This window comes from Pseudomonas kuykendallii (genome assembly GCF_900106975.1).
In the GTDB taxonomy this organism is placed as follows: domain Bacteria; phylum Pseudomonadota; class Gammaproteobacteria; order Pseudomonadales; family Pseudomonadaceae; genus Pseudomonas_O; species Pseudomonas_O kuykendallii.
Genome location: NZ_FNNU01000002.1, coordinates 513,852 through 535,150, shown reverse-complemented (window position 1 = coordinate 535,150; position 21,299 = coordinate 513,852). Strand labels below are relative to the sequence as shown.

The window sequence follows — 21,299 nt, the reverse complement described above, 5'->3', positions numbered from 1 at the left end:
ATGCTAGCCGCCCGCGCCAGCCCGCCTTTTTTCCGGGAGACGCCGGTTCTCTATAGTGTTGATTTTGCAGGAATAGCCGGTGTTGAAGCTGCCCTCATCCCTCCCGCATGCCATCGACGGCGCTCGGCGAGGTTCGGTCAAAGGCATTCTGGTCGCGTTGGTGCTGGTGGTTCTGAGCCTGCTGCTCTGGCAGTTGCGCCAGGAGTTCCAGCAAGGCCAGGCCAGTGAGCGGCAGCGCAGCCTTGAATCGGGCATCCAGCTCGCCGACCACCTCGCCGCCAGCATGGACCTCAAGGCCCACGCCGCGCTCGCGCTGCTGCACCAGCGTGGGCCCGCGCCGCTCTCCCGGCTCGGCGGTCCCAGCCTGCTCGGCGACCTGCAACGCATCTATCCGTCCCTGCGCAGCCTCGCCTGGCTGGACGAGCAGGGCCGGTTGCTGGAAGACACCGAGGGCGAGTCGGGCGATATCGCCGCATTGCCTGCCCTGCTACGCCGCGCCGGGGATGATCCTTTCCACTACCTGTATGCCGAAACCGAGGGTGGCACCGTCTACCTCGTGCTGCGCCAGAGCGCGGACGACCAACCGCGCGGGCACTGGCTGTTGCGCCTGAGCGGCGACTCGATGCACCGCTGGCTGCTGCAGCAGAACGCGCACGGCTGGCTGCTGGAGGATAAGGTCGAGCAACGCGCCATCGCGCGCCGTTCACAGCACGCCAACCCGGACCCGCGAATCGCGCCGCTCAGCGCCGAAGAACGCTCGCTGAGCGTCCGCGTGCTCCCGTTGCCGGGCAGCGACTGGCAACTGCGGGTGCTCTTCGATGCCGCCGAGGCCCGCGCGGCACAGTGGCCGGCGCTTTCCGGCAAGCTCCTGCTGTTCCTCGTCTGCAGCCTTCTGGTACTCGGCGCACTGGTCGGCCTGCTGCGTGAGCAGCGCGCGCTGCGCGAATTGAACGATGCCTCGCGCCGCTCCTTGCGGCAGGCCGCCAGCGCCTTGCGCACCATCGAGGAACGCGTCCTGCTGACCCATGCCGACGGTCGCGTCAGCTACCTCAACCCGCAGGCCGAGGACCTCTTCGGCCTCAGCGACGAGGAAGCCCAGGGGTTGCATATCCTCGACCTGCTGCCCGGTCTCGACCCGCTGCTGATCAACGTCGCCGATATGCACCGCGACCTCGGCACCGACCTGGTGGAGCTGGCGCAGCACGGCGAGACGCGTCTGTTCGCGGTGACCCGCAGCGAGCTGAGCGAGGGCGAGCGGCACCAGGGCTTCGTCTGGGTGATGCGCGACGTCACCGAAGAGCAGCAGAGCATGCGCGTGCTGCAGGAAACCCGGCGCCGCTACCAGGACATCTTCGAGGGCACCGGCATCGCCCTCTGCGTCCTCGACCTGGCCGGCCTGCCGCCGTTCCTGCGCGACCAGGGCATCGTCGACGCCGAGTCGCTGCAGGCCTGGATTCAGGCCAACCCGCAGCGTCACGCCGAGCTGGTGGCGCAGATGCGCATCACCGAAGCGAACCAGGTGGCGCTGCAGCTGGTGGGTGTGAACAGCATCGAAAGTGCCTGGCAGCATCTGCTCGGGGATTCGCCGCTGCACGCCGAAGGCCTGCGCTTCCAGCTGATCGCCGCACTGCTCGAAGGACAACGGCGGCTCGAGATGGAAGCCCGCATCCTCACGCCCGAGGGGGACGAGCGCCACCTGTGGATGGTGCTGCGCCTGCCGGAGCAGGAACAGGACTACCACGCCGTCACCCTGAGCGTCAGCGACATCACCAGCCGCAAGCAGGTCGAACTGTCGCTGATCGAGCGCGAGCGGTTCTGGTCGGAGGTGGTGCGCGCGGCGCCGGACATGCTCTACGTGCACGACATGCTCAGCCGCGAGGTGGTCTACAGCAACCACAGCCTCGGCCTCAAGCTCGGCTACAGCAAACCGGAACTGCGCGCCATGGGCCAGCACTTCTGGGAGCAGATCCTGCATCCCGACGACAGCGACTACTACTGGCGCATCCGCGCCCTGCAGCAGGTCGTCGGGCAGAACCAGTTGCTCGAATCGCAGTTGCGCTGGCGCCATCGAAATGGCCGCTGGCACTGGTTCAGCATCCGCGAACAGGCGCTCTCGCGGACGCCCGACGGCCGCGTGAAGCACCTGATCGGCGTCGCCAAGGACATCACCGAGCAGATCGAGGCCAGCGAATCGCTGCGCGACAGCGAGCGCCGCTACCGCCTGCTGGCGGAGAGCATCAGCGACGTGATCTTCACCACCGACGACGACCTGCGCCTCAACTACCTGAGCCCGTCGGTGCGCGAGCTGCTCGGCTACGACACCGACTGGATCATGCGCAACGGCATGGGCAGCCTGATCGCCAACCGGGCGCAGCTGGGCGGCTTCGAGGCCCTGCTCGACCGCATCCGCGAGGCGCAGCGCAATCCGCTGCTGATGATCGAGCTGCGCAACGAACACCAGATGCAGATGTTCGTTCTCGACTGCCTGCGCGCCGACGACCGCAAGGTCACCGTGGAACTGCGCGCGATGCCGATGTGGGACGAGCACGGGCGCTTCGAGGGCATGCTCGGCATCGTCCGCGACATCAGCCCGCAACGCCGCGCGGAGAAGGAACTGCGCATGGCGGCGACGGTGTTCGAGCACTCGACCGCGGCGATCCTGGTCACCGACCCGGCCGGCTACATCGTCCAGGTCAACGAAGCCTTCAGCCGCATCAGCGGCTACGCCAGCGCCCAGGTGCTCGACCAGTTGCCCAACCTGCTCACCGCGGAAAGCCAGCAAAGCGGCCACATGCAGTACATCCTCGCCCAACTCAACCAGCACGGCAGCTGGGAAGGCGAGGTCTGGCTCAAGCGCCACAACGGCGAGAACTACCCGGCCTGGGTGGGCATCACCGCGGTCCACGACGACGAGAAGGACCTGGTCAGCTACGTCTGCTTCTTCAGCGACATGAGCGAACGCAAGGCCAGCGAGCAGCGCATCCACCGCCTGGCCTACTACGATCCGCTGACCCACCTGCCCAACCGCACGCTGTTCCAGGACCGCCTGTACACCGCGCTGCAGTCCGCGGAACGGCGCGAGGACTGGGTGGTGCTGATGTTCCTCGACCTGGACCGCTTCAAGCCGATCAACGACTCCCTGGGCCATGCCGCCGGCGACCGCATGCTCCAGGAAGTGGCGCTACGCCTGGCCGCCTGCGGCGACGACTCGGACACCGTGGCGCGCATGGGCGGCGACGAATTCACCCTGCTGCTGCGGGCCCAGGATTGCCGCGAAAGCGCGCTGAAACGGGCCATCCACGTGGGTGAGCAGATCCTCGCCAGCCTTTCCCGGCCGTTCATCCTCGAAGGCCGTGAGTTCTTCGTCACTGCCAGCATCGGCATCGCCCTCAGCCCGCAGGACGGCGAGGAACTGAGCCAGTTGATGAAGAACGCCGACACCGCGATGTATCACGCCAAGGAGCGCGGCAAGAACAACTTCCAGTTCTACCAGGCCGAGATGAACGCCAGCGCCCTGGAGCGCCTGGAGCTGGAAAGCGACCTGCGCCATGCGCTGGAGCAGGGCCAGTTCGTCCTCCACTATCAGCCGCAGCTGTCCGGCGACGGCAAGCGCCTGACCGGTGCCGAGGCCCTGCTGCGCTGGGAGCACCCTACCCGCGGGCTGGTGCCGCCGAACGACTTCGTCCCGGTGCTGGAGGAAATCGGCCTGGTGGTGCCGGTCGGCGACTGGGTGCTCAAGGAAGCCTGTCGCCAGCTCAAGGCCTGGCACCAGGCGCGCGTGCGCCTGCCGAAGATTTCCGTGAACCTCTCCGCGCGGCAGTTCTCCGACGGCCAGCTCGGTGAGCGCATCGCCTGCATCCTCAAGGACAGCGGCGTACCGGCCGCCTGCCTGGAACTGGAGCTGACCGAGAGCATCCTGATGCGCGACGTCGCCGAGACCATGCAGATCCTCGACAACCTCAAGCGCCTTGGCCTGTGCATCGCGGTGGATGATTTCGGCACCGGCTACTCCTCGCTGAATTACCTCAAGCAGTTCCCCATCGACGTGCTGAAGATCGATCGCAGCTTCGTCGACGGCCTGCCGGAGGGCGAACAGGACGCGCAGATCGCCCGCGCGATCATCGCCATGGCCCACAGCCTCAACCTCTCGGTGATCGCCGAGGGCGTCGAGACCCAGGCGCAGCTGGATTTCCTCCGCCAGCACGGCTGCGACGAAGTGCAGGGCTACCTGTTCGGCCGACCGATGCCGGCCGCGCAGTTCGAGTCGATGTTCAGCGGCGCGGCGCTCTTCGTGCTCAGCTGAAGCCCCGCCGCAGACGGCCGCCGCACGGCCGTCGCGGTATCCGTCGCGCGTGGATGAACCCCGCTCGTCCAGCGCATGACGCCGCCTCATGTGTCAGCCCGCGTGGCTTCAGGTAGAATTCGCGCCTCTCCACCACCTCCCAGACGATCCAGGGGATTGCCATGTTCAGCCGAGATTTGACCCTTGCCCGCTTCGATGCCGAGCTTTTCGCCGCCATGGAGCAGGAAGCCCAGCGCCAGGAAGACCACATCGAGCTGATCGCCTCGGAGAACTACACCAGCCCGGCGGTGATGGAAGCGCAGGGTTCGGTGCTGACCAACAAGTACGCCGAAGGCTATCCGGGCAAGCGTTACTACGGTGGTTGCGAGTACGTCGACGTGGTCGAGCAGATCGCCATCGACCGCGCCAAGGAACTGTTCGGCGCCGACTACGCCAACGTCCAGCCGCACGCCGGCTCGCAGGCCAACTCGGCCGTCTACCTGGCGCTGCTCTCGGCCGGTGACACCATCCTCGGCATGAGCCTGGCCCACGGCGGTCACCTCACCCACGGCGCCTCCGTGTCCTCCTCCGGCAAGCTGTACAACGCCGTGCAGTACGGCATCGACGGCAACGGCCTGATCGACTACGACGAAGTCGAGCGCCTGGCCCTCGAGCACAAGCCGAAGATGATCGTCGCCGGCTTCTCGGCCTACTCGCAGGTGCTGGACTTCCCGCGCTTCCGCGAAATCGCCGACAAGGTCGGTGCCTACCTGTTCGTCGACATGGCCCACGTGGCCGGTCTGGTCGCCGCCGGCGTCTACCCGAACCCGGTGCCGTTCGCCGACGTGGTCACCACCACCACCCACAAAACCCTGCGCGGCCCGCGCGGCGGCCTGATCCTCGCCAAGGCCAACGCCGAGATCGAGAAGAAGCTCAACTCCGCCGTGTTCCCGGGCGCCCAGGGCGGCCCGCTGGAGCACGTGATCGCGGCCAAGGCGGTGTGCTTCAAGGAAGCCCTGCAGCCTGAGTTCAAGGCCTACCAGCAGCAGGTGGTGAAGAACGCCCAGGCGATGGCCGAAGTGTTCATCGAGCGCGGCTTCGACGTGGTTTCCGGCGGCACGCAGAACCACCTGTTCCTGCTCTCGCTGATCAAGCAGGACATCACCGGCAAGGACGCGGACGCCGCCCTCGGCCGTGCCCACATCACCGTGAACAAGAACTCGGTGCCCAACGATCCGCGCTCGCCCTTCGTCACCTCCGGCCTGCGCATCGGCACCCCGGCCGTGACCACCCGCGGTTTCGTCGAAGCCGACTGCCGCGAACTGGCCAGCTGGATCTGCGACCTGCTGGGCAACCTCGGCGACGAAGGCATCGAAGCCAGCGTGCGCGAGAAGGTCAAGGCGATCTGCACGCGCCTGCCGGTCTACGGCAAGTAACCCGCAACCGCGACAGAAGAGCCCGGCCGATGCCGGGCTTTTTCTTGCCCGCCGTTCGGGCAAGGGCGCGGGAGGCGACGCCCGGGCCCCGGGGCACGCGGCGCTGCCGGGAGCGCGGCAACTGCGAGACGTGATATGATCCTGCGCTGTTTTGTCGCACCCTCACCCCCGGTGGCCGCACAGAACCTGCTGATCGACAGGCGTGCAGCCCGATCCAGCACACAGAATGTCACTCAAGCAGCAGATTCCAACGACGAACAACAAGTCAGCGCGGGAGAGACAGGAAGTTGGAGGCAAGGCGAACGCCGACCTCCATATGTCCATGTCCAGTCGATGCGGCCATGTCCGCGCAGACCATCGTGAGCGAGCGAGGCTGATGCCCGTCAGGCTGGCGTGGATGCTCGTTCACTATGGGAATCTGAAGATGTTCAAGAAACTCAATCCTGCCCTGCTTGGCCTTGCGATCGTCATGGGCACCCCGTCCGCCTTCGCCGAAGAGGCGAAGAAGGTCGATGTCCTGCTCATCGGCGGCGGCATCATGAGCTCCACCCTGGGCATCTGGCTCAACGAACTGGAACCGGGCTGGACCATGGAAATGGTCGAGCGCCTGGACGGCGTCGCCGAGGAAAGCTCGAACGGCTGGAACAACGCCGGCACCGGCCACTCGGCCCTCGCCGAGCTGAACTACACCCCCGAAGACAAGAACGGCAAGATCGACATCTCCAAGGCGATCGAGATCAACGAGTCGTTCCAGGTCTCGCGCCAGTTCTGGTCCTGGCAGGTTCGCCAGGGCGTGCTGAAGAATCCGCGCTCGTTCATCAACTCCACCCCGCACATGAGCTTCGTCTGGGGCGACGACAACATCGCCTTCCTGAAGAAGCGCTACGAGGCGCTGCAGGCCAGCCCGCTGTTCAGCGGCATGCAGTACTCCGAGGACCCGGCGCAGATCAGGCAGTGGGTTCCGCTGATGATGGAAGGTCGCGACCCGACGCAGAAGATCGCCGCGACCTGGACGCCGATCGGCACCGACATGAACTTCGGCGAAATCACCCGCCAGTTCGTCGCCAACCTCCAGAGCAAGGAGAACTTCTCGCTCAAGCTGTCCAGCGAAGTCGAGGACATCACGCGCAACCAGGACGGCTCCTGGCGCGTGACCTACAAGAACCTGAAGGACAACAGCGAGACGCAGACCGACGCCAAGTTCGTCTTCATCGGCGCCGGTGGCGGCGCGCTGCACCTGCTGCAGAAGTCCGGCATTCCGGAAGCGCGCGAATACGGCGCCTTCCCGGTCGGCGGCTCGTTCCTGGTCACCGAGAACCCCGCGATCGCCCAGCAGCACCTGGCCAAGGCCTACGGCAAGGCGTCGGTCGGCGCACCGCCGATGTCGGTTCCTCACCTGGACACCCGCGTGCTCGACGGCAAGCGCGTGATCCTGTTCGGGCCCTTCGCCACCTTCTCCACCAAGTTCCTCAAGCAGGGTTCCTACCTGGACCTGCTGACCAGCACCAACACCCACAACGTCTGGCCGATGACCAAGGTCGGCATCGCCGAGTACCCGCTGGTCGAGTACCTCGCCGGTCAGCTGATGCTGTCGGACGACGACCGCATGGCCGCCCTGCGCGAGTACTTCCCCAACGCGAAGAAGGAAGACTGGCGTCTGTGGCAAGCCGGCCAGCGCGTGCAGATCATCAAGCGCGATGCCGATAAAGGCGGCGTGCTGAAGCTCGGCACCGAGATCGTCGCCTCCGAAGACCGCAGCATCGCCGGCCTGCTGGGCGCCTCGCCGGGCGCGTCGACCGCCGCGCCGATCATGCTGGGCGTGCTGGAGAAGGTGTTCAAGGACAAGGTCGCCACGCCCGAGTGGCAAGCCAAGATCCGCCAGATCGTGCCGAGCTACGGCACCAAGCTCAACGACAGCCCGGATCGCGTGGCCGAGGAATGGAACTACACCGCGGGTGTCCTGCAGCTGACCACGCCGCCGCCCGTCAACAAGGCCAGCGTCGCGCCGACTCCGAGCGGGGACGAAGCGCCGCGCAAGGAAGACGCGGCAAGCGACATGGCACTCTGATCGCCAGCTCGTTCGGTTGAAACAGACAGGCTCCCTCGCGAGCCTGTTTTTTTATGCTCCGAGTTCGGCGAACCCCTGGCGTATCTCGTCTTGCGGCAGGTTGTCGCCGATGAACACGATCACGCTCTCGCGCTTTTCGTCGGCGCCCCACTCGCTGTCGAAGTCGAAGCCGTACAGGCGCAGCACGCCCTGGAACACCATCCGACGGTCTTCGCCGGCGATGTCCAGCACGCCCTTGTAGCGCAGCAGCGAGTTGCCGTGGGTCTCCAGCAAGCGCTCCATGAAAGCGCTGAGCCGGTCGATGTCCAGCGCCCGCTCGCTCCTGAGCACCAGCGTGGCGATACGGTCCGGTGTCGCGCCGGCGGGCGTCAGCGGGCGCAGGCTCAACGACGGGCCGATGTCGGCGTTGAGGTTGAAGCCGCGGATGTCCAGCAGTTCGGCAAGATCGATGCGGCCATGCTCGACCACGCGGATCGGCGCGCGACGGTTGATCCGCTGCAGGCGCTGCTCCAGCGCCTCGACAGCGGCGGCATCCACCAGGTCGGTCTTGCTCAGCAGGATGCGGTCGGCGAACCCGACCTGCGCCTGGGCGATGGTTTCCTGCAGGTGGCGCGCGGCGTTGGCGGCGTCCACCAGGGTGACGATTCCGTCGAGCACGTAGCGCTCGCACAGCTCGTCGCCGGCGAAGAAGGTCTGCGCCACCGGCGCCGGGTCGGCCAGGCCGGTGCATTCGATCACCAACCGGTCGAACGCCAGTTCGCCGCTGTCGAGCTTGTCCAGCAGCAGATAGAGCGCCTTCTCCAGCTCGACATGGATCGAACAGCAGACGCAGCCGTTGGCCAGCGTCATCACCTGCACCGGCTCGCTGCCGAGCAACTGGCTGTCGATCGGCGTGTCGCTGTACTCGTTCTCGATCACCGCCAGCTTGAGGCCGTGCTCGGCGTCCAGCATGTGGCGCAACAGGGTGGTCTTGCCGGCACCGAGAAAACCGCTGAGTACGGTTACAGGGATGGGGACAGAGGTGGGTATGGATGACATCGGATCGTCCTGCGGAGGGTGGATCACGCCTTCTCGATCCACCGAGCGGTTGACCGGCGGATGAACAAGCCGTCATCCACCCTGAAAAAGAACGCGCCACGACGAGGCGTGGCGCGCGGACACATCGGAATCGCCGGTCGCGCCAGGCACGCGGCCTGGCGCGGCGGGCTCAGCAGCAGCGGATGGGTCGCCCCTTGCCGCCGCCGTAGCGCGCCTCCTGGCGTTCGCGGAAGAACGCCTCGTAGCTCATCACCGGCAGATCGGGATGCTTGCTGCCCATGTGCGCGACGTAGGTGTCGTAGTCGGGCATGCCGACCAGCATACGGGCGGCCTGTCCGAGGTATTTCCCCATACGACTCAGGTCATTGAACATGGGCGTCTCCTCAAGCGTCCGGGATCGGCTGGAACGGTGCCTCGCGGTCGCTGCGCTCGGGCTTGACCCAGGCGGCGCGGCCGACCTTGATCGCGTAGAACAGCACGCTGAGCACGACGAACAGGAACAGCACGGTCAGGGTCGCGTTGGTGTAGGCGTTGAAGATCACGTGCTGCATCTGCGTGATGTCCTTGGCCGGGGCGATGACCTGGCCGGCGTCCAGCGCGGTCTGGTACTTCTTGGCAAGCGCGAGGAAGCCGACCGCCGGGTTCGGATCGAGCAGCTTGATCATGCCGGCCGTGGTGGTGCAGATCAGCAGCCAGAGGGCCGGAATCATCGGCACCCAGGCATAGCGCTGGCGCTTCATCTTGATCAGGACCACGGTGCCGAGCATCAGCGCGATACCGGCGAGCATCTGGTTGGAGATGCCGAACAGCGGCCACAGGGTGTTGATCCCGCCCAGCGGGTCGATCACGCCCTGGTACAGCAGCCAGCCCCACATCGCCACGCAACCCGCGGTGGCGATGACGTTGGCGGTCCAGGACTCGGTGCGTTTCAGCGCCGGCACGAAGTTGCCCAGCAGGTCCTGCAGCATGAAGCGCCCGGCACGGGTGCCGGCGTCCACCGCGGTGAGGATGAACAGCGCCTCGAAGAGGATCGCGAAGTGGTACCAGAACGCCATGGTGTTCTCGCCCGGCAGCACGCTGTGGAGAATCTGCGCGATCCCCACGGCCAGTGTCGGCGCACCGCCGGCGCGGGCCAGGATGGTGTTCTCGCCGATGTCGTGGGCGACCGCCTGCAAGGCTTCCGGGGTGATGGCGAAGCCCCAGCTGCTGACCGTCGCGGCAACCGCCTGAACGTCACCGCCGACCACGGCCGCGGGGCTGTTCATGGCGAAGTACACACCCGGTTCGATCACCGAGGCGGCGACCATGGCCATGATGGCGACGAAGGACTCCATCAGCATGCCGCCGTAACCGATGTAGCGGGCGTGGGATTCGTTGGCCAGCAGCTTCGGCGTGGTGCCCGAAGAGATCAGCGCATGGAAGCCGGACACCGCGCCGCAGGCGATGGTGATGAAGAGGAACGGGAACAGAGTGCCCTTCCACACCGGGCCGGTGCCGTCGGTGAACTGGGTCAGCGCCGGCATTTTCAGCTCGGGCATGACCACCAGGATGCCGATGGCCAGCGCGATGATGGTGCCGATCTTGAGGAAGGTGGACAGGTAGTCGCGCGGGGCGAGGATCAGCCAGACCGGCAGCACGGCGGCCACGAAGCCATAGCCGATCAGCATCCAGGTGATCTGCACGCCGGTGAAGGTGAAGTGCGGCGCCCACTCGGGGCTGGCGGCGATCTGCCCGCCGAGCCAGATCGAACCGAGCAGCAGGGCCACGCCGACCACCGAGATCTCGCCGATGCGGCCGGGGCGGATATAGCGCATGTAGAGGCCCATGAACATCGCGATCGGGATGGTCGCCATCACGGTGAACATGCCCCACGGGCTTTCGGCCAGGGCCTTCACCACGATCAGCGAGAGCACCGCGAGGATGATGATCATGATCAGGAAGGCGCCGAACAGCGCGATGGTTCCGGGCACCTGGCCCATTTCCTCGCGCACCAGCTCGCCCAGGGAGCGGCCGTTGCGACGGGTGGAAATGAACAGCACCATGAAGTCCTGCACCGCGCCGGCGAGCACCACGCCGGCGATCAGCCAGAGCGTGCCGGGCAGGTAGCCCATCTGCGCCGCGAGCACCGGGCCGACCAGCGGGCCGGCGCCGGCGATGGCGGCGAAATGGTGACCGAAGAGGATGTGCTTGTTGGTCGGAACGTAGTCCAGACCGTCGTTGTTGAGCACCGCCGGCGTCGCACGGGTCGGGTCCAGCTGCATCACGCGGTTGGCGATGAACAGGCTGTAGTAGCGATAGGCGACCAGATAGAGGGCGACCGCCGCCACGACTATCCACAAGGCATTGATGGCTTCACCGCGGCGCAGGGCCACGACACCAAGGGCACACGCGCCCACCACGGCCAGCACTGCCCAAGGCAGATGGCGCAGGAGGCTATTGTTATTGTTCATGAGGGACTCCCAACGAGAGAACTGACGACTGCCGCAACAGTCTAGACCCGGCCCGAACAAATCCCTATTCGACCAAATCGCTACGCGCGGCAGCATGATCCTGGCTGTCGCCCGCGCCTGTTGCCAGTAAGCGAAACGACGGGCCGAAGTGTTGCCGGCCTGGGCGCGGAGCACAAGCCTTTCCGATGATCCGCGAGCCCCGCCCTTGAGCCACCGCGAGGTCCATTCGGACGGAAGGCACGCGGCACCGTTCACACCCGCGATCGACCGGCCGCGCAGGTTGGCCGCAGGGTCGCTATAGTGTGGAAAACCCGAGGAGCCCGAGATGACTAGCGATAACAACGAACGTCGGCGTTTCCAGCGCATCGCATTCGACGCCGTGACCGAGATTGCCCAGGGCGATCAGCGCTGGGTGGGCGCATTACAGGACGTGTCCCTGCATGGGCTGCTGATAAAGCAGCCGGCTCAATGGTCAGGCGATCCGGAACAGCCGTTCCGCGCCCTGATCGACCTGGGTGGCGATATCCAGGTGCACATGGAAATGCGCCTGGCCCGTGAGCAGGGCGGTTATCTGGGATTCATCTGCCAGCACATCGACCTCGACTCCATCAGCCACCTGCGCCGGCTGGTCGAACTGAACCTCGGCGACGAAGCCCTGCTCGAGCGCGAGCTGGCGGCTCTGGGCGGGGTGTAAGGCCGCCGCCCGTCTATTCGAACAACGCATCCAGCGCCTGCTCCAGGCGCGTCACCGCGATCACCTGCAAGCCCGGCGGCGCCTCTTTCGGCGCATTGCCGCGCGGCACGATGGCGCGCTTGAAGCCGTGCTTGGCGGCTTCCTTCAGGCGCTCCTGACCGCTCGGTACCGGGCGGATCTCGCCGGACAGGCCGACCTCGCCGAACACCAGCAGGTCATGCTCCAGCGGCCGGTTGCGCAGGCTGGAGATGACCGCGGCCATCAGCGCCAGATCGACCGCCGTCTCCAGCACCTTGACCCCGCCAACCACATTGATGAACACGTCCTGATCATAGGTCGGGATGCCGCCGTGCCGGTGCAGCACGGCGAGCAGCATCGCCAGTCGGTTCTGGTCGAGGCCGAGGGTAACTCGCCGAGGGTTGGCCAGGTGACTGGTGTCGACCAGCGCCTGCACCTCCACCAGCATCGGCCGCGAGCCTTCCCAGGTGGCCATCACCACGCTGCCGGGCACGGCCTCCTGGGCGCGGGTGAGGAAGATCGCCGAGGGGTTGGAGACTTCCTTCAGGCCCTTGTCGGTCATGCCGAACACGCCCAGTTCGTTGACCGCGCCGAAGCGGTTCTTCACCGCGCGCAGCAGGCGCAGGCGGCCGTCGGACTCGCCCTCGAAATACAGCACGGTATCCACCATGTGCTCCAGCACGCGCGGCCCGGCCAGCGCACCCTCCTTGGTGACGTGGCCGACCAGGAAGATCGCCGTGCCGCTCTGCTTGGCGAAACGCACCAGCAGCGCCGCGCTCTCGCGGACCTGGGCGACGCCGCCGGGCGCCGATTGCAGCTGCTCGGTGTAGATGGTCTGGATCGAATCGATCACCATCACCTTGGGCCGCTCGCGCCGCGCGGTATCGATGATCGACTCGATGCAGGTTTCGGTCATCACCTTGAGCTTGTCCTGCGGCAGCTCCAGGCGCCGCGCGCGCATCGCCACCTGCTGCTGCGATTCCTCGCCGGTGACGTACAGCGCCGGCAACCGCGCGGCGATGTTGCACAGCGTCTGCAGCAGAATGGTCGACTTGCCGATACCCGGATCGCCACCGATCAGCACCACCGAACCGTCCACCAGGCCCCCGCCGAGCACCCGGTCGAGCTCCGCGGAGGCGGTGGAGAAACGCGGCATTTCCTCGATGCTGACTTCGGCCAGGGTCTTGAGCTGGGCCTGTTCACCAGCCCAGCCGGCACGCCCGGAGGTCGAGGACGGTGCGCCCTCGACCATGGTTTCCACCAGCGTGTTCCAGGCGTTGCATTCCGCGCACTGGCCGGCCCATTTGGGGAAAGTGGCGCCGCACTCGGTGCAGCCGTACATGCGCTTGGCCTTGGCCATGGAGAACTCCCACGAAAAAGAATGCGCCATCATAACCGCTGCGCATGCCTCGACCGCGCGCAGGGCCGGCAGGCAATCTCCGGCCACAAAAAAGCCCGGATCGATCGCTCGGTCCGGGCTGGAGGGAGGCTTGCGCTGGAATCAGGCGCTGCAGGCCTTGCCGCAGTTGCAGCACTCGCCGGCGGCTTTGCGCAACTGGCTGCTGAGGTCCTTCTGCAGGCCGACACGCTGCATCTTCAATGCAGAAAGCTGGGTGTCATCGAGTTTCTCGACGCCGCTCTCGACGCGCAGGATGCGCTTGTCGACGTCGTCGAACTGGTCGGCCAGGCGGGCGAAACGCGGGTTGGCCTTGCGCAGTTTCAGGGAATCGGAACGTTGCCGATCGAACTCACTGGGCTGAGAATAGTATTCGATGTGCATGATTGCGCTTCCATAGTTGAAAATTTGGCGCAACGTAAACCACCGCTACTCGTCCGCCCTTGACCCCGATCAAACCCATTCAAGCCCTCTGCAAGTGAATTTGTCGCAGCCCTCCGCGTCTACCGGAATGACTGCTCGCCGCCCCTGGAGCCCCGATGAACAACGACCTCTCACGCTGCACCGCCTGTCGCGAAGGAGAGTCTTTCGAGCAGCCGATCAGCATGGCCTTCCAGCCGATAGTGGATGTTCGCGACCGCAGCATTTTCGCCCATGAGGCGCTGGTGCGCGGCCCCACCGGCGAGGGCGCGGGCAGCGTGCTGCAGCAGGTGGATGCGTCCAACCGCTACGGTTTCGACCAACTGTGCCGGATCACCGCGCTGCGCCAGGCGGCACGGCTGCCATTGCCGGGAAAGCTGTCGATCAACTTCATGCCCAACGCCGTGTACAAGGCCGAGACCTGCATCCGCGCGACCCTGGAAACCGCCCGTCAGCTGGACTTCCCGTTGCAACGGATCATCTTCGAGGTCACCGAGCAGGAACAGGTGCAGAACCTCGACCACCTGGCCGGCATCCTGCGCGCGTATCGCAAGATGGGTTTCTCCACCGCCATCGACGACTTCGGCGCCGGCTATGCGCACCTCAATCTCCTCGCCGACTTCCAGCCCGACCTGATCAAGCTGGACATGCAGCTGCTGCGCGGCATCGACGGTGACGCCGTGCGCCAGGTGCTGGTGGAAAGCGTGGCGCAGATCTGCCGCAAACTGCGTATCGAGCTGATCGCCGAAGGCGTGGAAACCGCCGGGGAATATGCCGCGCTAAAGGCGATGGGAATCTACCTCTACCAGGGCTATCTGTTCGCCAAACCCGCCTTCGAGGCGCTTCCCGACGTAAACTGGCCTTAACTCCACCGGAACTGCCGGGCTTGGAGTGCAGTCCCTCTTAACACCTTGCATGTCCGCGCCCGGAGCCAGCGCCCCGGGTGCGGAGAATCCGTTTCCCCGATCAGAAGGAGCAGCCCATGAGCTTTGTCCAAGAGTTCAAGTCATTCGCCATGAAAGGCAACGTCGTCGATATGGCCGTCGGCATCATCATCGGCGCCGCGTTCGGCAAGATCGTCTCGTCGTTCGTCGGCGACGTGGTCATGCCGCCGCTGGGCCTGCTGATCGGCGGCGTGGATTTTTCCGACCTGGCGGTGATCCTCAAGCCGGCGCAAGGCGATGCGCCCGCGGTGGTGCTGGCGTACGGGAAATTCATCCAGACGGTGTTCGACTTCCTGATCGTCGCCTTCGCGATCTTCATGGCGGTCAAGATGATGAACAAGCTGCGCAAGCACGAAGAGGTCAAACCGGCCGCGCCGCCGGCCCCGACCAAGGAAGAGGTGCTGCTGACCGAGATTCGCGACATCCTCAAGGAGCAGCGCAGCCCGGTGATCGACACGAAACCGCCGCTCTGAGCAGTCCGCGATGAAATGAAAACGGCGCCCTCGGGCGCCGTTTTCATTCCTGGAGACTCAGGCCGCCGGCGGCCGCAGCTCCAGCCGGGCGATGCGCCGGTCCTTCACCTCCAGCACGCGTAGTTGCCAGCCCGCGTACTCGAGCCGGTCGCCGCTGACCGGCAGGCGATCGAGCAGGCTCATCGCCAGGCCCGCGAGGGTCTGGTAATCGTCGGTGGCGCTGGCCTGGAAGCCCAGGCGCCGGCGCAGCACCGCCAGGTTCAGCGCGCCGCTGACCTGATAGCCGTCGTCCGCCTCGAGGATGTCCGGCCCCTGCACTTCACTGGCATCAGGCAGCTCGCCGGCGATCGACTCGAGGATGTCGGTGAGCGTCAGCAGCCCCTCGAAATGGCCGAACTCGTTGACCACGAAGGCCACGTGGGTGGATGCCTGGCGCATCTGCTCCAGCGCGTTGAGCACCGAGCAGCTCTCCGGCAGGTTGATCGGCACGCGCACCAGGCGTTCGATATCGGGCTGTTCGCCCTGCAGCAGCTCGCGCAGCAATTCCTTCTTCTGCACGTAGCCCAGCGGCTCGTCGATGGCCGCGCCGCGCGCCACCACCAGGCGCGAATAGGGGGAATCCAGCAGCCTGCGACGCTGCTCCTCCGGCGGCGCCAGCAGGTCGAGGTGGGCGACGCGCATGCGGTCGGTCATCACCGTGCGAATCGAGCGTTCGGCGAGGTTCAGCACGCCGCTGATCATCACCCGCTCGCGCCGGCCGAACAGCGCCGCCTCGCCGTCGCCGGCATCGAGCATGTCGGCGATCTCCTCGTCGACCTCCTCGGCATCCAGCCGGCGCCCGCCGAGCAGGCGCAGCACGGCGTGGGCGGTGCGTTCGCGGATGTTGCGACGGCCCTGCAGGTGGCGCTTGCGGCGCCAGCGGGCGAGCTGGTTGAACAACTCGATGAGAATCGAGAAGCCGATCGCCGCGTACAGGTAGCCCTTGGGAATATGGAAACCCAGGCCTTCGGCGGTGAGGCTGAAGCCGATCATCATCAGGAAGCCCAGGCACAGCATGATCACCGTCGGGTGGGCGTTGACGAAGGTGGTCAGCGGCTTGCTGGCGATGATCATCAGGCCGATGGAGATCACCACGGCGATCATCATCACCTGCAGGTGTTCGACCATCCCCACCGCGGTGATCACCGCGTCCAGCGAGAACACCGCGTCGAGCACGACGATCTGCGCCACCACCGGCCAGAAGGCCGCGTAGGCACGCGCGCCCTGCTGCACGTGGGTACGCCCCTCGAGGCGCTCGTGCAGCTCCATGGTCGCCTTGAACAGCAGGAAGATGCCGCCGAACAGCATGATCAGGTCGCGTCCGGAAAACGAGTGACCGTAGGCCTCGAACAGCGGTGCGGTGAGGGTGACCAGCCAGGAAATGCTCGCCAGCAGGCCCAGACGCATGACCAGCGCCAGCGACAGGCCGATCAGCCGCGCACGGTCGCGCTGCTCGGGGGGCAGCTTGTCGGCGAGGATGGCGATGAACACCAGGTTGTCGATGCCCAGGACGATTTCCAGGACGATCAGCGTGAGCAGGCCCAGCCAGGCCGTGGGATCGGCGATCCATTCCATCAGTACGATCCTCCGCGGCGGGCGAAGGGGTGGAAGGGCGATCGGTAAAGGGTCCGGCGGGGTAAGTCACTGTCCATCGAGGGGCGGATTCCGGGGAAAGGAATCCAGATGCTAGTGGCCGGCGCGGCGAACGCTAAGCAGAAAAACGTAACAGCGCGTTCGCCGCTACCAGTAGTTCTCCACCGCCACCTGCCCCGGCCGACGGCTCAGCGAGAGCTGCATGTCGCGGGCTTTCAGCAGCGCGCGGGTGTCCTCGATCATCTGCGGATTGCCGCACAGCATGATCCGCGAATGTCCCGGCTGCAGCGTTTCTCCGGCGGCGCGCTCCAGCTCGCCGTTCTCGATCAGCGTGGTGATGCGCCCCTGCAGTGCGCCGGGATGCGCCTCGCGGGTGACCACCGGGATGAAGCGCAGCTTGTGCGCATGCTCCTGCAGGTAGTCGCGGTCGGCGAGACCGGCGATCAGCTCGCGGTAGGCCAGCTCGCGCGCCTCGCGGACGCTGTAGACGAGGAAGATCCGCTCGAAGCGCTCCCACACCTCGAAGTCCTGGAGGATCGAGACGAAGGGCGCGACGCCGGTGCCGGTGGCCAGCAGCCAGAGGTCGCGGCCGTCGACGAAGCGATCGAGGGTAAGGAAACCGAAGGCCTGCTTGTCCACCAGCAGCTCGTCGCCGACCCGCAGGCGGCTCAGCTCGCTGGTGAACTCGCCGCCCGGCACGACGATGGAGAAGAAGTCGAGGAATTCGTCGTGCGGTGCCGAGACCATGGAGTAGGCCCGCCACACCGTGCTGCCGTCGGCCTTGGTCACGCCGAGCCGGGCGAACTGACCGGCGCGGAAGCGGAAACCCGGATCGCGCGTGGTGCGCAGGCTGAACAGACTTGGGGTCAGCGGCTGCACGTCGAGCAGCGTCTGGCGGGTGAACTTGTCGTCGCTGGCGGTCATGGCTCGCTCTCGTCTGGCAATGCGCGCCTAGTGTCGCGCATTGCCAACGGCATAAACACCGGCGGGCGGCAGGTGTATAGCCCGCGCAGAGGCATAGGTTTCGCCTCTGCGCCGGAGCGCGCCCGCGACTTACGGCTGGCCGACGGCGCCGGCGGTGTTCTCCTTGAGGCTGCGGGTGGCGGTCTGGATGAAGGCGTCGAGGGTGTCCTTCATCTGCGCTTCGGCCGCCGTATCGGTGGCCAGGCTGACCTTGGCATCGTGGCCGAGCCGGTAGTCGTACAGCCGCGACGGCAGGTCGCGCGGCTGCACGAGGATCTGCCCGCCCTTCACCAGCGCCACGGTCTGTTCACCGCCGGACGGCTTGATCATGCCGATGCCCTGGTCGCCGGCCGGCAGGTTGAGCAGGTCGCGGCCCCAGCACTGCTGGCGGGTGGTGCCGCCGAGCCGGCCCATGATGGTGGGCACCACGTCGATCTGCGTGCCGACGGTGTCGCGCAGGCTGCCGAACTTCTCCTGCACGCCCGGCCCGATGAGCAGCAGCGGCACGTTGAAGCGGAACAGGTCCATCTCGGTGAGCTGTTCGGTGCTGCCGAAACCGTGGTCGCCGAGCACCACGAACAGGGTGTCCTTGAAGTACGGCGCCTTGCGCGCCTTCTCGAAGAACTGGCCCAGCGCCCAGTCGGCGTAGCGCATCGCGGTGAGGTGCAGATCGTTCGAGCCGAACCCGGTGACCGGCTCCACCGGCAGATCCTTGGGCAACGCGTAAGGCGTGTGGTTGGAGAGGCTCTGCAACAGCGCGTAGAAGGGTTTTCCGTCACTGCCCAGCTTGAGCAGTTCCTCGGCGCCGCGATCGAACATGTCCTGGTCGGACACGCCCCAGGTCGGATCGATGAACACCGGGTCGACGAAATCCTCGCGGCCGACGAAGCGGCTCATGCCCTGGTTGCTGAAGAACCCGGACTGGTTGTCCCACTGGAAATTGCCGTTGTAGACGTACACGTCGCGGTAACCGCGGGCATTCAGTTGCTGCGGCAGCCCGGAGAAGCGGTGCGCGCCCTCCGGCATGCGCATCAGGTATTCGAAGCCCGGCAGGTTGGGAAAGCAGGCCATGGTGGCGAACATCCCCTGATGGGTGTGGGTGCCGTTGGAGAAGAAACGGGTGAACAGCAGCCCCTCCTTAGCCAGGCGGTCGAAGTTCGGCGTGATGTTGCCCGGCTCGCCCAGCGCACCGACGTAACGCCCGGCGAAGCTCTCCAGCAGGATCACCACCACGTTGCGGATCGGCAGCGTGCCGGCTTCTGGCGGCGTGGTGTCACGGCGCAGCGCGGCGCTGTCGGCATCGACCAGGCGGTCGTTGGGCGTCAGCAGCATCTCGCGCACCACCTGCAGGGCCCTATCCGCGGGCAGGCTGGCCTTCCAGGCGTTCTGCCGGTGCGAGGAAAAACTGTGCTTGGCGGCGTCCACCAGGGTCAGGGTGCCGTTCAGGCCGAGGTGGTTCACGAACATCGATTCGGTGGTGTAAGCATCGCCCCAGCGCAGCGGCGGCCCCTGGCGCAGATTGCCGCGTGCGGCGATCACGCAGACCACCAGGCACAGCGCGAACACCGGCAGGCGCCAGTACCAGGCGGCGCCCCGGCCCGACGACTGCGGCGCGGCGCGGGTCGCCAGGTCCAGGCGCTTGAACAGCCAGGCCAGCAGCAGCGTTCCCAGCGCCCAGGCCAGCAGGTAGCGCGCCACCGGAAAGCCGTGCCAGAGCATGCTGGCGACGGTGGTCGGGTCTTCCTGCAGGTATTGGAACACCAGCGCGTTGAGGCGCTGGTGGAACTCACGGTAGAAGTCCATTTCCAGCAGACCGAGGAACAGCGTGAGGCTGGCGAACAGCACCAGCCACGCGCGCATCGCCCCGCGCAGGCGCATCGCCGGCGCCCACAGCAGACACAGCACCAGCGGCGCGCAGGCGTAGACCGCCAGGCGCAGGTCGAAGCGCAGGCCATTGAAGAAGGCCTCGCCGAACATCTCGGGCGTCGCGCTGCCGATCAGCTCGCGGTTGTACACCAGCAAGGCCGCGCGCAGCAGCGAATAGAGGACGAGCAGGACGAGCCCGCTCCCCAGGGTGAACGCCAGGTGACGGGCGATGGACGCGCGCGGCGCGGGCAGGCGGGAACGGGATGACGACGACGGCATGGACACTTCCTGTGGATACGGCGACAGGTGGGAGGCGTCCGGCGAGGAAGCCGGGCGCGCGCATCCTAGCCGCGCCCTCATCAACGCCAGGTCAAGCCGATGTGAAAGACACGTCAAATGAAGCAAGTACCGGGCGCTTCGGCGGGCGTCGCTTGCAGGTAGAATGCCGGGCCCAGCCGCCAGCGCCCGCGATCCGCCGATGAACACCTTCACCACGCCCTTCGCCCAACTCGAACTGATCCGTCAGCCGGAGCAGAACCACGAGCCGCTGCAGGCCTTCGATGCCGCCGACGAGTACCTGTTGAACCATCTGCACCAGCAGGGGCTGGTAGCCGACGACCGGGTGCTGCTGCTCAACGACGGTTTCGGCGCCCTCGCCTGCTCCCTGGCCGGCAAGGCCCGCGTGGTCAGCAGCGGCGATTCGCACCTGGGCCACCTGGCGCTGCAGAAGAACCTCGCCCGTAATGGCCTGCCCGCCGACGCCGTCGCGTTCGTGCCCGCCAGCCAGCGCGCCGAAGGTCCGTTCGACTGGGTGCTGATCCGCGTGCCGAAGACCCTGGCGCTGCTCGAAGAACAGCTGATTCGCCTGCACGACCAGTTGGCGCCGGGCGCGCGGGTGGTCGCTGGGGCGATGATCAAGCACCTGCCGCGCGCCGCCGGCGAGCTGATGGAGACATACATCGGCCCGCTGCAGGCCTCGCTGGCGGTGAAGAAGGCGCGGCTGCTGTTCGCCACGCCGGAGCAGAAAGCGGCGCCGCGCTCGCCCTACCCCAGCCGCTACCGCCTGGAGCAGCCGCCGCTGGAACTGCTCAACCACGCCAACCTGTTCTGCCGCGAAGGCCTGGACATCGGCACCCGCGCGTTCCTCGCGCACCTGCCGCGGCAACTGGGCGAACTGCGCGTGGCCGACCTCGGCTGCGGCAACGGCGTGCTCGGCATCGTCTACGCGCTGGGCAACTCCCAGGCGCAGCTGACGCTGGTGGACGAGTCGTACATGGCCGTGCAGTCGGCGGCGGCCAACTGGCGTGCGGCGCTGGGCGAACGCCCGGTGCAGATTCGCGCCGACGACGGCCTCGCCAGCCAGCCGGCGGATTCGCTGGACCTGGTGCTGTGCAACCCGCCCTTCCACCAGCAGCAGGCGGTCGGCGATTTCCTCGCCTGGCGGATGTTCCAGCAGGCCCACGCGGCGCTGGTGCAGGGCGGCGAACTGTGGATCGTCGGCAACCGCCACCTGGGCTATCACGTCAAGCTCAAGCGCCTGTTCCGCGGCGTGGAGCAGGTCGCGGCGACGCCCAAGTTCGTCATCCTCAAGGCGCGCAAGTAGCGCCTCCGGCGCCGCA

General features: G+C 66.5%; 15 protein-coding genes. 7 read left to right on the top strand and 8 right to left on the bottom strand.

Annotation, left to right across the window (positions count from 1 at the left end; all coding sequences use genetic code 11):
• Nucleotides 1-82: 82 nt before the first annotated feature.
• The 3 genes from BLV15_RS07630 to mqo all read left to right on the top strand — a co-directional run bounded on the left by BLV15_RS07630 (nucleotide 83) and on the right by mqo (nucleotide 7,786).
• Entirely contained in the window at nucleotides 83-4,303 is a 4,221-nt protein-coding gene (locus BLV15_RS07630) for a bifunctional diguanylate cyclase/phosphodiesterase (protein ID WP_407072444.1), read from the top strand.
• 161 nt (nucleotides 4,304-4,464) lie between these two features.
• Nucleotides 4,465-5,718 carry a serine hydroxymethyltransferase gene (gene glyA, locus BLV15_RS07625; protein ID WP_090226190.1) on the top strand — a complete coding sequence of 418 codons (1,254 nt, stop codon included), beginning with the start codon at nucleotides 4,465-4,467 and terminating at the stop codon, nucleotides 5,716-5,718.
• A 424-nt stretch (nucleotides 5,719-6,142) separates the two neighbouring features.
• Complete coding sequence (mqo, locus tag BLV15_RS07620; RefSeq protein WP_090226188.1) at nucleotides 6,143-7,786, top strand: malate dehydrogenase (quinone); 1,644 nt, start codon at nucleotides 6,143-6,145, stop codon at nucleotides 7,784-7,786.
• Nucleotides 7,787-7,837: 51 nt separating this feature from the next.
• Here the strand turns inward: mqo and yjiA are convergent, their stop codons facing one another.
• The 3 genes from yjiA to BLV15_RS07605 all read right to left on the bottom strand — a co-directional run bounded on the left by yjiA (nucleotide 7,838) and on the right by BLV15_RS07605 (nucleotide 11,274).
• Nucleotides 7,838-8,824 carry a GTPase gene (gene yjiA / locus BLV15_RS07615; RefSeq protein ID WP_090227398.1) on the bottom strand — a complete coding sequence of 329 codons (987 nt, stop codon included), beginning with the start codon at nucleotides 8,822-8,824 and terminating at the stop codon, nucleotides 7,838-7,840.
• 169 nt (nucleotides 8,825-8,993) lie between these two features.
• Complete coding sequence (locus BLV15_RS07610; protein ID WP_090226186.1) at nucleotides 8,994-9,197, bottom strand: YbdD/YjiX family protein; 204 nt, start codon at nucleotides 9,195-9,197, stop codon at nucleotides 8,994-8,996.
• 10 nt (nucleotides 9,198-9,207) lie between these two features.
• Nucleotides 9,208-11,274, bottom strand: coding sequence for a carbon starvation CstA family protein (locus BLV15_RS07605; protein WP_090226183.1), 2,067 nt, complete (start codon nucleotides 11,272-11,274; stop codon nucleotides 9,208-9,210).
• A gap of 325 nt (nucleotides 11,275-11,599) precedes the next feature.
• Between BLV15_RS07605 and BLV15_RS07600 the strand changes: the two genes are divergently transcribed.
• Entirely contained in the window at nucleotides 11,600-11,968 is a 369-nt protein-coding gene (locus BLV15_RS07600) for a PilZ domain-containing protein (RefSeq protein WP_090226180.1), read from the top strand.
• A 13-nt stretch (nucleotides 11,969-11,981) separates the two neighbouring features.
• Here BLV15_RS07600 and radA read toward each other — a convergent pair whose 3' ends face one another.
• Together radA and BLV15_RS07590 are read right to left on the bottom strand one after the other, a co-directional pair.
• Nucleotides 11,982-13,346 carry a DNA repair protein RadA gene (gene radA / locus BLV15_RS07595; protein WP_090226178.1) on the bottom strand — a complete coding sequence of 455 codons (1,365 nt, stop codon included), beginning with the start codon at nucleotides 13,344-13,346 and terminating at the stop codon, nucleotides 11,982-11,984.
• Nucleotides 13,347-13,487: 141 nt separating this feature from the next.
• Nucleotides 13,488-13,766, bottom strand: coding sequence for an HP1242/YdcH family protein (locus BLV15_RS07590; protein WP_090226175.1), 279 nt, complete (start codon nucleotides 13,764-13,766; stop codon nucleotides 13,488-13,490).
• A gap of 155 nt (nucleotides 13,767-13,921) precedes the next feature.
• On the opposite strand from BLV15_RS07590, the gene BLV15_RS07585 reads away from it, so the two are divergent.
• Together BLV15_RS07585 and mscL are read left to right on the top strand one after the other, a co-directional pair.
• Complete coding sequence (locus BLV15_RS07585; RefSeq protein WP_090226172.1) at nucleotides 13,922-14,668, top strand: EAL domain-containing protein; 747 nt, start codon at nucleotides 13,922-13,924, stop codon at nucleotides 14,666-14,668.
• Nucleotides 14,669-14,784: 116 nt separating this feature from the next.
• Entirely contained in the window at nucleotides 14,785-15,219 is a 435-nt protein-coding gene (mscL, locus tag BLV15_RS07580) for a large-conductance mechanosensitive channel protein MscL (protein WP_090226169.1), read from the top strand.
• A 57-nt stretch (nucleotides 15,220-15,276) separates the two neighbouring features.
• Here the strand turns inward: mscL and BLV15_RS07575 are convergent, their stop codons facing one another.
• The 3 genes from BLV15_RS07575 to BLV15_RS07565 form a co-directional block, all read right to left on the bottom strand.
• Complete coding sequence (locus BLV15_RS07575) at nucleotides 15,277-16,833, bottom strand: TerC family protein (protein WP_090226165.1); 1,557 nt, start codon at nucleotides 16,831-16,833, stop codon at nucleotides 15,277-15,279.
• A 165-nt stretch (nucleotides 16,834-16,998) separates the two neighbouring features.
• Nucleotides 16,999-17,775 carry a ferredoxin--NADP reductase gene (locus BLV15_RS07570; protein ID WP_090226163.1) on the bottom strand — a complete coding sequence of 259 codons (777 nt, stop codon included), beginning with the start codon at nucleotides 17,773-17,775 and terminating at the stop codon, nucleotides 16,999-17,001.
• Between the two features lie 129 nt (nucleotides 17,776-17,904).
• Complete coding sequence (locus tag BLV15_RS07565; protein ID WP_090226160.1) at nucleotides 17,905-19,959, bottom strand: LTA synthase family protein; 2,055 nt, start codon at nucleotides 19,957-19,959, stop codon at nucleotides 17,905-17,907.
• A gap of 199 nt (nucleotides 19,960-20,158) precedes the next feature.
• Between BLV15_RS07565 and BLV15_RS07560 the strand changes: the two genes are divergently transcribed.
• On the top strand, nucleotides 20,159-21,283 hold the full coding sequence (locus BLV15_RS07560) for a methyltransferase (RefSeq protein WP_090226157.1): 1,125 nt from the start codon (nucleotides 20,159-20,161) through the stop codon (nucleotides 21,281-21,283).
• Nucleotides 21,284-21,299: the final 16 nt, after the last annotated feature.